This is a genomic window from Brevibacillus fluminis, assembly GCF_052072235.1.
Lineage (GTDB): Bacteria > Bacillota > Bacilli > Brevibacillales > Brevibacillaceae > Brevibacillus_D > Brevibacillus_D fluminis_A.
Window position 1 is genome coordinate 2,738,320 of sequence record NZ_CM125436.1, and the last position, 14,071, is coordinate 2,752,390.

At 54.4% G+C, this 14,071-nt stretch carries 11 protein-coding genes; all 11 read left to right on the forward strand.

Features of this window, described 5'->3' with window-relative positions; all coding sequences use genetic code 11:
* Nucleotides 1–24: 24 nt before the first annotated feature.
* The 11 genes from bshA to ACTID9_RS13700 all read left to right on the forward strand — a co-directional run bounded on the left by bshA (nucleotide 25) and on the right by ACTID9_RS13700 (nucleotide 14,045).
* Nucleotides 25–1,146 (forward strand): N-acetyl-alpha-D-glucosaminyl L-malate synthase BshA, encoded by a 1,122-nt coding sequence (gene bshA, locus ACTID9_RS13650; RefSeq protein ID WP_441071978.1) that lies wholly within the window; start codon nucleotides 25–27, stop codon nucleotides 1,144–1,146.
* A 126-nt stretch (nucleotides 1,147–1,272) separates the two neighbouring features.
* Nucleotides 1,273–2,544 (forward strand): CCA tRNA nucleotidyltransferase, encoded by a 1,272-nt coding sequence (locus ACTID9_RS13655; RefSeq protein ID WP_441071980.1) that lies wholly within the window; start codon nucleotides 1,273–1,275, stop codon nucleotides 2,542–2,544.
* Nucleotides 2,498–3,478, forward strand: coding sequence for a biotin--[acetyl-CoA-carboxylase] ligase (locus ACTID9_RS13660; protein ID WP_441071982.1), 981 nt, complete (start codon nucleotides 2,498–2,500; stop codon nucleotides 3,476–3,478). Before ACTID9_RS13655 ends, ACTID9_RS13660 begins: the two co-directional genes overlap by 47 nt.
* A 318-nt stretch (nucleotides 3,479–3,796) precedes the next feature.
* Nucleotides 3,797–4,657: a 3-methyl-2-oxobutanoate hydroxymethyltransferase gene (gene panB, locus ACTID9_RS13665; protein WP_441071984.1), complete on the forward strand. Its 861-nt coding sequence runs from the start codon at nucleotides 3,797–3,799 to the stop codon at nucleotides 4,655–4,657.
* Complete coding sequence (gene panC / locus ACTID9_RS13670; RefSeq protein WP_441071985.1) at nucleotides 4,654–5,520, forward strand: pantoate--beta-alanine ligase; 867 nt, start codon at nucleotides 4,654–4,656, stop codon at nucleotides 5,518–5,520. The genes panB and panC overlap by 4 nt, the downstream gene beginning before the upstream one ends.
* Before the next feature lie 95 nt (nucleotides 5,521–5,615).
* Nucleotides 5,616–7,118 (forward strand): tetratricopeptide repeat protein, encoded by a 1,503-nt coding sequence (locus ACTID9_RS13675; RefSeq protein WP_441071987.1) that lies wholly within the window; start codon nucleotides 5,616–5,618, stop codon nucleotides 7,116–7,118.
* A gap of 24 nt (nucleotides 7,119–7,142) precedes the next feature.
* Complete coding sequence (dinG, locus tag ACTID9_RS13680) at nucleotides 7,143–9,977, forward strand: ATP-dependent DNA helicase DinG (protein ID WP_441071989.1); 2,835 nt, start codon at nucleotides 7,143–7,145, stop codon at nucleotides 9,975–9,977.
* 81 nt (nucleotides 9,978–10,058) lie between these two features.
* Complete coding sequence (locus ACTID9_RS13685) at nucleotides 10,059–10,979, forward strand: ComEC/Rec2 family competence protein (protein ID WP_441071991.1); 921 nt, start codon at nucleotides 10,059–10,061, stop codon at nucleotides 10,977–10,979.
* Between the two features lie 2 nt (nucleotides 10,980–10,981).
* Nucleotides 10,982–11,620 carry a redox-sensing transcriptional repressor Rex gene (locus tag ACTID9_RS13690; RefSeq protein WP_441071993.1) on the forward strand — a complete coding sequence of 213 codons (639 nt, stop codon included), beginning with the start codon at nucleotides 10,982–10,984 and terminating at the stop codon, nucleotides 11,618–11,620.
* An 18-nt stretch (nucleotides 11,621–11,638) separates the two neighbouring features.
* Nucleotides 11,639–12,934, forward strand: coding sequence for an amidohydrolase (locus ACTID9_RS13695; RefSeq protein ID WP_441071994.1), 1,296 nt, complete (start codon nucleotides 11,639–11,641; stop codon nucleotides 12,932–12,934).
* 406 nt (nucleotides 12,935–13,340) lie between these two features.
* The gene (locus tag ACTID9_RS13700; protein WP_441071996.1) at nucleotides 13,341–14,045 is read left to right on the forward strand and encodes a hypothetical protein; all 705 of its coding nucleotides are present in this window, start codon (nucleotides 13,341–13,343) and stop codon (nucleotides 14,043–14,045) included.
* Nucleotides 14,046–14,071 lie beyond the last annotated feature (26 nt).

The following is a 14,071-nucleotide window of genomic DNA, read 5'->3' on the forward strand; positions in this document are numbered from 1 at the left end:
GCCGTGAAGAGGAGAGAAAACTCAATGAAAATCGGCATAACCTGTTACCCGTCATTAGGCGGATCAGGGGTGGTGGCGACAGAGCTAGGGAAGCTGCTTGCCGAACGGGGCCATCAGGTTCATTTCATCTCGTCAAGCATGCCCTTTCGCATGGGCAAGTTCCATCCGAATGTGTTTTACCATGAGGTGGAAGTCAACCAATACGACGTGTTCAAATACCCGCCCTATGATTTGACGCTGGCCAATCGGATGGCACAGGTTGCGAAAACGGAAAAACTGGACATTCTTCATGTCCATTATGCGGTGCCCCATGCGTTATGCGCTTATTTGGCCAAACAGATGGTGGGAGATCAGCTGAAGATTGTCACAACGCTGCACGGAACCGATATTACCGTGCTCGGGTATGATCCGACGCTCAGCGACTTGATCCGTTTTGGCATCGAAAAAAGCGATGTGGTAACGGCCGTCTCGCAAGATTTGATCAATGAGACGTACCAACTGCTGCAAGTCGATAAACCGATCGAGCGCATCTACAATTTTGTGGACAAACGTCGGTATGTCCGCAAAGATGTGGCAGAAGTCAAAAAAATGTTCGCACCAAATGGCGAAAAGCTGCTCATGCACATCTCCAATTTCCGGCCGGTCAAACGGATTCGCGATGTGATCGACGTGTTCCGCCTCGTGCAGCGCGAGCATCCAACACGGCTGCTGTTGATCGGTGAAGGACCGGATACCGCAATCGCCCGGCAGATGTTAAAAGAATACGGTCTTGAAAATGAGGCTTGTTTTCTCGGGAAACAGGAGGACGTTGCAGAGGTGCTGTCCATGGCTGACGTCATGCTGCTTCCCTCGGAAAAGGAAAGCTTCGGATTGGTCGCCTTGGAAGCGATGGCGTGCGGAGTGCCGGTCGTTGCCACAAACGTGGGCGGTCTGCCAGAAGTGATTGTCGATGGGGAAACCGGCTTTTTGTGCGAGCTTGGCGATGTCAAAGGACTTGCGGAAAAAACGTTGAAGCTGCTAAAGGACGAAGCATTGTACGAACGCTTTGCCCGCACAGGTGTCGAGCGGTCTTGCAAAACGTTTTGCCATGAAACCATCACGACACAGTATGAAGAGCTTTATGAAAAGCTGCTCGGCGAACATTAATGACGAGCTTTGAATGTTTGCATGATCTTGGATAAGAAAATGACGAAACCAAACAGCGCTCTGGTCATAATGGATACCCTCCTGATGTAGTTTTACGCAAGTGTTACGGCAATGGAGAGGAGTGGAATGCTGATGTTGAAGGAACAGGCACTCTACGTGCTGGCACAGCTGGAGGAGAACGGCTATGAAGCCTTTTTTGTCGGCGGCTGTGTCAGAGATTGGCTGCTCAAGCGTCCCGTTCATGATATTGATATATGCACGAACGCCCAGCCTTGCGACATTATGCGGATTTTCCCCGATCATATTCCGACGGGATTGCAGCATGGCACGGTTTCGGTGAAGCATGACGGAGCCATCTTTGAAGTGACGACCTATCGCGCAGAAGCGGCGTACAGCGATCACCGACGCCCGGATGAAGTGCGGTTTGTCAGCGACCTCAGGGAAGATTTGGCGCGGAGGGATTTCACGATCAACGCGATGGCGATGGATCGGCACGGCAGGCTGAGCGACCCGTTCAGCGGGCAAACCGATCTGTTGAGCCGATTGGTCCGGACGGTTGGCAGCGCGCAGGAGCGGTTTACCGAGGACGCGCTGCGACTGCTGCGAGCAGCCCGGTTTGCAGCCCAGCTTCAGTTTGACCTGGATGGCAAAACCGAGCAGGCGTTGGCTGACTGTGCGGACCTGTTGCGTCATATCGCGCCGGAGCGCGTGCGTGTGGAGCTGTGCAAGCTGATTGACAGCGACTATCCATGGCATGGCGTTGCGATCGTCAATCGTGCTGAGCTGCTGCGCGTCTATCCCGAACTCGACCGGTTGTTCAAGCTGGCTGCGCCTTACATGCAAAGGCTGCGCAAGTTGACGTCTCTTGCGGAAAAGTGGACGCTGTTGCTGTATGCGGCCGGGGCGACGAATGAAGCTGCCTTGTCGCTGGCAGCATTGCTGCGCATGTCGAACCGGGAGCGTGACAAGATCGCGCTTCTTTTGCATATCGTCACGGAAATGCGCCCGCGTTGGGATCAGCCTGAATCAATCGGCTGGGAGCATGCGCTGCTGCGATACGGGCCAGAGACATGTGTGGAAGCAAACCATCTTTTGCAAGCGATTTGGCGGGAGCAAGAGGAAGCGACCGATTCGCATTCGCAAAGCGTGATCGATACATACGAGCGTTTGCCAGTGAAATCGTTGAAAGAGCTGGCAGTCACAGGCAAGGACTTGCTGGCAGCGACGGACAAGACGGCAGGGCCGTGGATTGCGCATACCTTGCAGCATTTGCTTGAGCAGGTGGCGCTTCACCATAAGCCCAATACTCCGGAATGGCTGCTTGCGGAAGGACGGAAAGAGGTAGAACGCTATGAACATCAAACAGGCAATACTGAACGCGTTTCGGGAACATCCTGACCAATTTATCTCAGGCGAGGAATTAAGCCGCAATTGCGGATGCAGCCGAACCGCGGTCTGGAAACATATTGAAGAGCTGCGCGAAGAAGGCTACCAGTTCGAGGCGGTGCGCAAGTCGGGGTATCGGCTGCTCACCGTCCCTGATAGTATTTCCGCTGAACAAATTTTATCGGGCCTGACGACGAAAAAAATCGGGCGGCAGATTCACGCGTACGATACAGTCGAAACGACGCAGCGGCTGGCACATGAAGCGGCTGCTAAAGGGGCAGAGGAAGGCACGATCATCATCGCGGATCAGCAAAAAAGCGGCAAGGGGCGGATGGGACGCCCTTGGCACTCGCCAAAAGGGACAGGCATCTTTATGAGTCTAATTATCCGCCCGGACATGCCGCTCGCCAATGCGCCTCAGCTCACGTTGCTGACCGCAGTCGCGATGAGCAAGGCGATTGAAATGGTGGTTCCCTCTGTCAAGGTGCAAATCAAATGGCCGAATGACCTGTTTGTAAATGGCAAAAAGATTTGCGGCATTTTGACGGAATTGAACGCGGAAGAAAATCGGGTCAATTACCTGGTGATCGGGACGGGTGTCAATGTTAACCATCTGCTATCCGATTTTCCGGAAGAGCTGCACAGCATTGCGACATCGCTGCGCATCGAAAGCGGCTTGTCCATTCAGCGCGCGGAATTGGTGCAGGCATACTGCCGCTCCTTTGAACGGGAGTACGCATTTTATCTGGAGAACGGATTCGCGCGGATTCGCGAGGAATGGGAAGCCAATTCGTACACGCTCGGCCGGATCGTAAAAGTGTACAATCAGCAAAACGCGATCGAAGGGCGTGCGGTCGGACTCGGCCCGGATGGGGCATTGCTGGTGGAAGACGCCAACGGCCATCGCCATCAGGTCTATTCCGCTGATCTCGATTACCGTGCCTGACGATCATTCCCCGCAAGGCGATGCGGACCACGGTGGAAAATCTGGTGCACAATTGCGGACCATCTGCTATACTCAAACCCAAGCGAGGCTGTATCACTGACGTGAACGGCACTCTGCTTCGGTTTTCTTTTCATTTTTTTCACCATACTAGTACAGTTCTGCTCAGAGCCTATCAGGACCGAGACAGAGAGACTCCCGATTCGAATTTTTTGTTACACAGGGTGCAGTCTGCCTTCTCATGCCTTTTAGGGGTGGGAAGGCTTTTTGTTTTGGCGCGTACGAGCGGTTTTGGGCAAGACGAGAAAGAGGTGCTTTCGTTTGCAAACCCAAACACAACCCATCACCACAACAGAGCTGAAAAAACGGAAACAGCAGAAGCAGCCGATCGCTGTCTTGACCGCGTATGATTATCCGACAGCGAAGATTGTGGATGCGGCAGGTGTCGATGTGATTTTGGTAGGGGATTCTCTCGGCATGGTGGTGCTGGGGTACGAATCGACCGTTCCTGTCACAATGGAGGACATGCTCCATCATGCCAAGGCGGTCACCCGCGCTGCCAAACGGGCATTGGTTGTCGTGGACATGCCGTTTTTGAGCTACCATGGCAGCCTTGATGACGCGGTGAAAAATGCAGGACGGCTTATGCAGGAAGGGCTGGCAAAAGCGGTGAAACTGGAGGGGGGAGCGGAGCTTGCTTCACTTGTCCAACGATTGACACAGGCAGGCATCCCTGTGATGGGGCATATCGGTCTGACGCCGCAATCGGTGCATCAACTGGGCGGATACAAGGTACAAGGCAAAGACCGCGAGCAAGCGCAAAAATTGCTGACCGATGCGCAAGCGTTGGCAGATGCCGGTGCGTTTGCCATTGTGCTGGAGTGCGTGCCGCAGGAGGTTGCCCAAATGGTGACCGATCGCATCGACGTGCCGACGATCGGCATCGGGGCAGGGGCAGGCTGTGACGGCCAGGTGCTGGTCTTGCATGATATTTTGCAATTCGCATCCTCGCTTTCGCCCAAATTTGTCAAGCAATACGCCAACATTGGCAGCATGATGGAACAAGCGGTTGTCCAGTACGTAAACGAAGTGAGGACAAAAGTGTTTCCCGCGGATGAACATGTTTTTCATGCAAGCGAAGAGACCATCGCACAACTATACGGAGAGGTGACCAAGCCATGAATCAAACCATTGTCCAATGTGAAACGATCCAGTCGCTGCGCGACTATTTGCAGCCTTTGCGCCGTGCCGGAAAGCGCATCGGGTTTGTACCGACGATGGGCTATTTGCATGCGGGACATGCCAGCTTGGTCAGCCGGGCCAAACAGGAGTGCGATGTCGTGGTCATGAGCATTTTCGTCAATCCGCTGCAATTCGGCCCCAATGAAGATTTCAGCCGCTATCCGCGTGATTTGCAGCGTGACAAGGAGATCGCGGCACAGGCGGGCGTTTCCGTTTTGTTTACGCCATCGGTGGAGGAAATGTATCCGCAAAAACTATTGACCACCGTCTCGGTCGCACAGGTTACGGAGCCATTGTGCGGCAGGTCGCGCCCTGGACATTTTGATGGGGTGGCGACCGTCGTCAGCAAGCTGTTCCATATCGTTGGCCCGGATGCGGCCTATTTCGGCGAGAAGGACGCGCAGCAGCTGGCGGTCATCGAACAAATGGTGTCGGACTTGTCCATACCTGTTACGATCGTGCCGTGTCCGATCGTCCGGGAGCAGGACGGACTGGCCATGAGTTCGCGCAACGTGTACTTGTCGGCAGAAGAGCGGGACCAGGCGCTCGTGTTGTCGCAAAGCCTGCGGAACGCGCGGGAAGCGATCGAAAACGGCGAAACGAACGCAGCGAAGATCCGTGATGGGATCGTCCGCATGATTGAGGCCAAGCCGCTCGCTGCGATCGATTACGTGGAAGTGATGGAATATCCGGCGCTGAAAACGGTCGAGACGCTCGAATCCGGCCAGCGGATTTGCATCGCACTTGCGGTTGCATTCGGCAAAACGCGGTTGCTGGACAATTTGATCATGCGGATTTCCTAGCGGGAAACGGGCCCGGAATACGCGAAATGAATAGAGCCACCCTGCTTGAGAGAGAATGAAAAGTATCATGTAGCTCTCGAGGGGGTGGTTTCCCTATGTATATAGATGAGTGGTTTCAATCCTTGACACAGCGCATCAAGGCGATCGAAAACGAATGGCAGACGGCATCGGAAACCCGCAAGCAGGAGCTGCTGTCCAAGCTGTGGGAGCTGCGCAACGCGAGCGATTCGGTCGTCGACCTGTGGCTGCAGTATGAGGAAAAATTGTCCCATGTGATGAAGCATATTACCGGTGAGCTGGCGGCCGAGCAGCTGATGGCTTCGCTTGGGGAACAGTCACCGTCCGCTTATAATGGAACCATGACGCCAGCAGGCAAAGAGGCTTCCGACACCACAGGGCTTTCCAAGACCCAAAAAAGCGCCAAGTCCGGGCCGACCGGTTCGGATGATGAAGATGCGATGATTCGCTATCGCAAAGGAGAAGGGTTTTTCCATTTGCGCCTGTATGAGAATGCGCGCGGGTATTTTCGCGAACTGGTAGCGGAGGCGCCTGACTGGGAGACGGGGCGATTATACTACGCGTACAGCCTGTTGTTTTGCGATGATCGCGAGGCGGCTATGCGTGAATTCAGGCTGCTCGGCAAGACGGCCGCATCAAAGCATGTGGCGGCGATCAGCTGCAATGCAATCGGCTGCATGTTGGCTGAAGAGGAGAAGTGGCTGGAAGCGCGCCAGGCGTTTTGCGAAACATTGGCGCATCAGCCGGCAAATACGCAGGCGATGTACAACATGGCGCTCACGCATCTGCGCGACGGCGAGCCGGAAGAAGCGATTGAAATCCTTGATCTGTATTTGAGCAGCATACCGGACGACTGGGAGGCACATCTCGCATGGCTGCACGCCGCCAAGCGCATCGCGGCAAAGGAAACCGCGTGGATCAAAGAGACGCCGCCAGGTCTGCAGCTGCCGATCCGTCAGCTGGATGCTTCCGTTTTGTATGAGATCGCGCTGTTTTTTGAGTCGAATGGGCAAAATCAGCGGGCATACCATTGTTACCGTCATTTGACCGAGCGTTTTCCCGCCGATGATGTGGCTTGGCATGGAATGGCGTGGAACGTATGGCTGTTGCATGGGGCAAAACGAGCCTTGCCGCTCTTGAAAAAAGCGATTTCGCTTGCCCCGCATAAGCTTGACTATTTGTTCAGCTACGGTTGGCTCTTGCTGTTTAATGGCGAGGAAAGTCGAGCCGCAAGCGCATTTCGGTTCATGCTGACAAAAGATGTGTCGAATCATCTGGCAAAAGCGGGACTGATCGTTGCGAGCGAACGTCTGGGGGACTATCCGCTTGCTGAAATGCTCGCCGACTCATTGCGCAGCCACAATGAAGCGTATTTGCGCGCGCTTGGCAATTACCACTTGGGGCGGCTCGCGGCCATTCAAGAGCAATGGCCCATTGCGGAAGCGTATTTCGGCCAGGCTTTGGAAATACCGGAAGCCAGCCTGTTCCTTACGATCGTCCGGAACATGCAGGAAGCAGGCAGCATGGCAAATAGCAAGCAGGAGTATCAAGCCCCGATGCCGAATGTGACGATACACTGAATTGGTTTTGTAGAAGGTGATGAATTGGAGCAGTTTTGTATTGTCGATTTTGAGACGACCGGCGGAAGCCCGCGCCAGGGCGACGCCATTATTCAAATAGGAGCCGTGACGATCGATCACGGCCAAATTACGAACCGCTATGCGACGTTCGTCAAGCCGGAGCAGCCGATTCCTGCGTTCATCACAACGCTGACCGGCATCACGGATGACATGGTCGCCGATGCACCGACGCTGGAAGAAGCGTTGCCCGGATTGTTGCGGTTATTGAAGGGGCGCGTGTTTGTCGCGCATAACGCCTCCTTTGATTTACAATTTTTGCAAGAAGCCCTGCTGAGTCAGGGCTATTATACGTTTGACGGGAACGTGATCGATACGGTGGAGCTGGCACGGATGCTGCTTCCGATCCAGGGGAGCTACCGCTTGACAGAGCTGGCGGACGATCTGGAGATTTCACACGATAACCCGCACCAGGCCGATAGCGATGCACAGGCGACGGCACAGCTGTTCATGCATCTGCTGCAAATACTCGATGATCTGCCGCTCGTGGTCATCCAGCGCCTGCAAATGCTCGTCCACACGTTCCGCAGCGATATATCCGCCCTTTTGCGGCATGTCGAGATGGAAAAGCTGGCCGATCTGTCCGATGAGCACGCTCCCGATCCGAATTGGGACATTTACCGCCAGTTCGCGCTGAAAAAACGTTTTCCACTCGCATCCATGCCATCGTCCGGAGCAGTGGGGATGACTCACAACTGGGAGGACGTGCTGGCAGGCTCGCTGGGAGAATATCAGCGTCGCGATGCGCAGCAGGAGATGATTCAGGCGATTCAGTCTGCCATGGAGGATGGCGCCCACCTGCTGGTGGAAGCGGGAACCGGCACAGGAAAATCGCTGGCGTACTTGCTGCCAAGCATCGTCTGGGCCAAGCAAAACCAGGAAAAAGTGTTGATCAGCACCCATACGATCACCCTGCAGGAGCAGCTGTTTCAAAAGGAAATACCCGCGCTGCAAAAGGCGCTGCCGTTCCCGTTTGCCGCCGCCCAGATGAAGGGCCGCGGGAACTATTTGTGCCTGCGCAAATTCGAGCAAAATATCAATGAAGGCGCACAGGAATACTCGCATGAAATCCAGCTGGCCAAGGCGCAGATGGTGACGTGGCTGACGCAAACGGAATCCGGCGATGTGGAGGAGCTTCATCTGCCACCTTCGGGCCAGCTGTTTTGGCAGCAGGTAAAAAGCGATACCAACTCCTGTTTGAACCGCAAATGCCCATGGTTTTCCCGTTGCTATTACTTTCAAGCCAAAGAGCGCGCCCGCGAGGCGGACATCGTTATCGTCAATCATGCGCTGCTCGTAAGCGACCTTGAAACCGAAAGCGGGATTTTGCCGTCGTATCAAGTGGGAATCATTGACGAGGCCCATCAGTTGGAAGATGCCGCGACCCAGCACATGGGGTTTCATTATTCGACCGTGCAGATGCTGTTTTTGCTCGATCGATTGGGGACCGAAGCGCCCGAACGGCTGTTGTCACAGCTTTTGACCGAATTTTCCCAGTGGAAAGAGGAGGAGCGTCCGCTCGCGGTAGAGCTGGGACGGCGATTCGACCGTCTGCAGGCCGACCTGCGCGAAGCCGTTGCCGAATGGTCGCTGCATGCGTATCACTATGCGGCCAAGCAAGCGAAAGAGATGAACGAGATCGGGCGGATCAGCGTCCGTTACAAAAAAGGCAAGTTTCAAGGCAAGCAGGCCAAAATTTTGGCGGCAGCCGAAAAAGTCATTGCGCTGACTCTCGATTACGCGAAGCTGATTGAAGAAACCGCGGTGCAAATGATCCAGGGCGAGGAGCAAGTTCCCTTTGCGGTCAAAAGCTTGCTGACGGACGCGCGCGGGCTGTCGGATGATCTGAAAAAAGCGGCGGAGCTGATCCACGCGCTGTTTCTTGCCGACGACAAAGATTTTGTCTACTGGATGGAGCTGGAATCGCGTACGTCACGCAAATATGTGTATTTCACAGCCGCACCGCTCGACGTGTCCGTGCCGCTTAGCGAAAAGCTTTTCGCCGGCAAGCGCAGCATGACGCTCACCTCGGCCACGCTGACCGTAAAAAACAGCTTTGATTACATGAAGGAACGGTACGGCCTTACGCAGCTGCCACCGGAACGGGTGCGCACGCTCTCGCTGCCGTCCCCGTTCGACTATGAACATCAGGGGCTGGTGCTGATTCCATCAGACTTCCCTCCCTTCACTAAGGAGACGGAGTCGCTTTATCTGGATGCAGTCATCCAGGGGAGCGCCGATGTGATTCGGGCCTCACAGGGCCGCACGATGATCTTGTTCACCTCGTATACCATGCTGCGCTACGTGTACGATGGACTCAAGCAAGTGCTCGACGAAAACCAGTTTACATTGCTTGGGCATGGAATCGACAGCTCGAATCGCAGCAAGCTGATTAAAAAGTTCAAGCAGAGCGAACGAGCTGTGCTTTTGGGGACGAGCAGCTTTTGGGAAGGGGTCGATATTGCCGGCGATGCGTTGAGTAGCCTGATCATCGTCCGCCTCCCGTTCGTGCCGCCCAATCATCCGATTCTCGAAGCGCGTTCCGAAATGCTCAAGGAAGCGGGAAAAAATGCGTTCATGTCGCTCCATTTGCCGCACGCAGTCATTCGCTTCAAGCAGGGCGTCGGCAGGCTGATTCGCCATCATCGCGATCGCGGTGTTATCGTGCTGTTTGATCCGCGCGTGATCGAGGCGAGATACGGTCGTGCCTTCCTGCAGTCCCTCCCGCCTTTTCAGAAGGAAGCGGGTCCGTGGATTCAATTGCGCGAGCGGATCGAGCCGTTTCTTGCGGGCGAGAACTAGCGAGACAAGTTTGGACATTCATTCCATCCCGAACACATAAGATGAAGTAATAGTCTGGCATGGAAATAGGTGATACAATATATGGCGTGGTTTAACAGGACGGGCTTTCGAATGGCCGTGCTCTTGTTGCTGCTGCTTGTCCCGGCAGGCTGCAGCATTGATCATCACGTGCAAAAAACCATCAAAACCGACGATCCGAAAGCGAGTGAGAGCGAAGAGCAATTCCGCGGGCTCATCATCAATTTCTTCCAGCTGCCGGATGGCGAAAGCTCGCTCGTCCGACTGCCCAACGGCAAAACCATGCTGATTGATACGGGGTCGGAAAAAGATGCGCCGATGATCGTCAAAGAACTGGCTGCACGCAAAATTACCCGAATCGATTATTTGGTTCTTACAAATGACTTGCCGAACCATACGGGAGGTTACGGGGAGCTTGCCAAGGCGATCCAGATCGATAGCGTGCTGCTGCCAAAGCTCACCGCCTATACGATCAAACACGCTGTCCCGCTCGGGGACGTGAAGCAGATTCAGTTGCTGGCAGCAGGGGATACGCTGCCGCTGGATCAGGGGATCTCCCTGTTCGTGCTCAATCCGACCGACAATCTGCATCTCGCTCCGCAGGACAACTCGCTGGTGTTCCGGTTGACACACAAAAAGATGCATGTTCTGTTCACAAGCGGCATCGGTCAGGCGGCAGAGGAACAGCTGCTCATGCGCGACAAGGCACATCTGCCCTCCGAAATTTTGAAAGTCGGGGAGCAGGGCAGCAACCAGAGTACCTCTCAGCCGTTTTTGCAGGCTGTCGATCCGCAGGTGGCGGTGATCCAAACGGGTAAATCGCTTCCTGACATAAAAAATGACGAAGCGGAGACGCTCGAGCGTTTGCACGAGTCATGGACGGAAACGTATTTGACAAGCCAAAACGGGACCATTACGATCTTTTCTAGCGGAGACGATTATCGCGTGAAGAGAGACAAAAAAGGGAAGGGGGCGAGGGAGTAGGCATGAAGCAAGCCAAAATCTCAGAAGCGGTTGTCAAACGGCTCCCGATTTATTTGCGTTATCTGCTCCACATGCAGCAGATGCAGATTCATACCGTTTCCTCGCAGCATATCGGCAAGGTGCTCGATTTGAATCCGGCGCAAATACGCAAAGATCTCGCCTCTTTTGGTGAGTTCGGAAAAAAAGGGATCGGCTATGATGTCGATTATCTGGTGGAAAAAATACGCCATATTTTGAAGCTGGATCGAGAAATCGCCGTTGTTTTGGTGGGGGCAGGCCATCTGGGGCATGCGATCAGCAATTACAACGCGTATTTGAAAGATAATATGCGCATCGCCGCGATTTTTGATGCTGATCCGGCCAAGCTTGGCACACAGATCGCCGGGATCACGATCCAGCCGCTGGAGGAATTAAACGAGACGATCGCAAGCAGACATATCCGCTTGGCCATCATTACGGTACCCGCTCCTGCCGCACAAAAAGTCGCTGACCAATTGATTGCCGCAGGAATCGAAGGTATCCTTAACTTTGCACCGGTCAGCATTCGTACCGATCGCGATGTCAAAATTTACAACGCAGATGTAACGTCCAGTCTGCAAAGTCTGGCGTTTTATTTGAATGAAAAAAAAGAGAATACATAGAAGGAGCGAGCTGCAGCTATGAAAACAATTGTCATCCATGGAACCGTTTTGACGGTCAATGAACAAAACGAGGTCATTTTCGACGGGGCGATCGCCTACGAAAACGGCAAGCTGACCTATGTAGGGCCGACTCCTGCCGACCTGGGCGGCTACGATGAAGTCATCGATGCCAAAGGAAAATACATCATGCCGGGCTTGGTGAATACGCACGGCCATTTGGGCATGTCCCTTTTGCGCGGATATTCGGATGATACGCCATTGCAGCAATGGCTGGAAGAAAAAATGTGGCCGCTCGAAGGCCAGTTTACCGGGGAGCATGTGAAATGGGGCTCCAGCCTGTCCATCATCGAGATGATTCGCACCGGTACCACCACATTCGTCGACATGTACGACCATATGGATGAAGTGGCCAAGCTTGTCGTCGAAACCGGGCAGCGCGCAGCACTTTGCCGCGGAATGATCGGCCTGTGTTCGGACGAGGAGCGCAAGCAAAAGCTGGCGGATTCCGTCGCATTCTCGCGTGAGTGGCACAAGCAAGCGGACGGCCGCATCACCGTCATGATGGCGCCGCACGCGCCGTATACGTGCTCGCCTGCATTCATTCAACAAATTTTGGAGAAAGCCGAAGAACTGAACTTGCCGATGCATATCCACATGTCCGAAACCCAATGGGAAGTCGCGCAAAACGTGCAGGATTATGGCGTTCGCCCGGTTGCCCACCTGGAAAACCTCGGCGTCTTCAACCGTCCGACATTGGTGGCGCATGCGGTTCATCTGACGGATGAAGAGATCGACATCTTGGCAAAATATGATGTGAAAGTATCGCACAATATCGTCAGCAACCTGAAGCTGGCGAGCGGGGTCGCACCGGTGCCGAAAATGCTGGAAAAAGGGGTGAGCGTCTCGCTCGGAACCGACAGCACAGCGAGCAACAACAACCTGAACCTGTTCGAGGAGCTGAAGCTGGCTGCCATTCTCCACAAAGGCGTGACGTTTGATCCGATCGTCGTACCGGCGGAAACAGCTTTGCGCATGGCAACGATCAATGGAGCGGACGGCGTGTTCCAAAAAGACCAGCTCGGCTCGCTTGAGGTGGGCAAGGCTGCTGACTTCATCATGCTCGATGCCAATCAGGCGCATTATCATCCGGCACACAATCCGATTTCGCACGTCGTCTATGCCGGCAACGGGCGAGACGTGACCGATACGGTCGTAGCGGGCAAATTTTTGATGAGAAACCGCGAGTTGTTGACCATCGACGAAGAACGCGCGATTTTTGAAGCAAATCGGATGTTCAACCTGTTGAAGCGATAAGGAAAAAAAGACTCCTGACGTTTGACGAGAACGGCAGGAGCATCAATGGTTGGAGTGTAGGGTTAGGTAGAGGTATTTTGGGATACACAAGCGCAAGCGACGTGAGACAGTTCTTCTTGGGGCCATATTTCCGTAAGCGGGGTATGGCGGAAGGAGAACGCGGCCTCTCTGGAAACCTGCCTAAGCGGTGAAGACAATCCAGCCCAGGAGACGCGGTACTCCTTTATCAGTAGCTCCAAAGCGTCGGGTGAAGTCGGAGTTACGTGGTTCACGCGCTCACCTCCTTGGGGGGTGTACATGTAGTATGACCACGGCTTGTTCCGCTATGTTTAGTAACTTTTCCACCCCGTTCTAAAACCTTCCCGTATAACATACGATGTAGGAAAAACAGCGGGGTGGGACAAGTATGTACATCAAGCGGGAAGAATTATGGTGGACATTGCCGATCTTGATCGCCCTTTTCTTGTTGGGCGGTAGCATTGCCAAGCTCCAGGAAGGCAAAAAATCGACGACGCCGACGATCGCTGCGCGCGAGGCTGCACCGAGTGACTTGCCTATGCAGCGTGAGTTGACGAGACAGCTGCTGGCGCAACTGACGCCGGACAAGCAGTCGCCGCTTTCCGTGGAAACGGACGGGCTGTTGTGGATCGGCCATTTTCAGAAGGACAGCATCGAGATTTCAACCGAACAGGATGGAAAAAAGCTGGTGATGCTGCGCTCGGACGGGGCGTTTCATTTTCAGGTAGACGGTCAGCCGCAGGATGCGCAAGCGCCGCCGTATTCGCTGTTTACACCGTTTGAGCATGCCCGGCTGCTGGACAAGGAGCTAAACGGCCTGGTGCCCAAACCGCTCCGAGATGCAGCTTCCGGCTGGCAGGGCTATCAGTTGGCGATGCCGGCAGGCGAGCTTAAAAAAGAAATGTCCGCGTGGCTGGGGCCGGCTTTTACGGAGGCGGAGATTGCCGACGCGCTCAAGCAGACAAAGATCGTCTATGAGCTGTGGTATGAACCGTCGCAGAAGAAGCTGAAACAGTTTACCATGGCGATCATGGGGCTAAATGAACAGCAAGGCAGCCATTCCAAACAGGAGCAGGTGACATTCCGTTTTTGAAACGGAAGGGCTTATAGGGTGCTCTG

What these genes read in the sequence shown, in the direction of transcription:
- panC (WP_441071985.1), top strand. Translation starts at nt 4,654, where the DNA reads ATGAATCAAACCATTGTCCAATGTGAAACGATCCAGTCGCTGCGCGAC.
- bshA (WP_441071978.1), top strand. Translation starts at nt 25, where the DNA reads ATGAAAATCGGCATAACCTGTTACCCGTCATTAGGCGGATCAGGGGTG.
- ACTID9_RS13655 (WP_441071980.1), top strand. Translation starts at nt 1,273, where the DNA reads ATGCTGATGTTGAAGGAACAGGCACTCTACGTGCTGGCACAGCTGGAG.
- ACTID9_RS13700 (WP_441071996.1), top strand. Translation starts at nt 13,341, where the DNA reads ATGTACATCAAGCGGGAAGAATTATGGTGGACATTGCCGATCTTGATC.
- ACTID9_RS13685 (WP_441071991.1), top strand. Translation starts at nt 10,059, where the DNA reads ATGGCGTGGTTTAACAGGACGGGCTTTCGAATGGCCGTGCTCTTGTTG.
- ACTID9_RS13695 (WP_441071994.1), top strand. Translation starts at nt 11,639, where the DNA reads ATGAAAACAATTGTCATCCATGGAACCGTTTTGACGGTCAATGAACAA.
- ACTID9_RS13690 (WP_441071993.1), top strand. Translation starts at nt 10,982, where the DNA reads ATGAAGCAAGCCAAAATCTCAGAAGCGGTTGTCAAACGGCTCCCGATT.
- ACTID9_RS13675 (WP_441071987.1), top strand. Translation starts at nt 5,616, where the DNA reads ATGTATATAGATGAGTGGTTTCAATCCTTGACACAGCGCATCAAGGCG.
- ACTID9_RS13660 (WP_441071982.1), top strand. Translation starts at nt 2,498, where the DNA reads ATGAACATCAAACAGGCAATACTGAACGCGTTTCGGGAACATCCTGAC.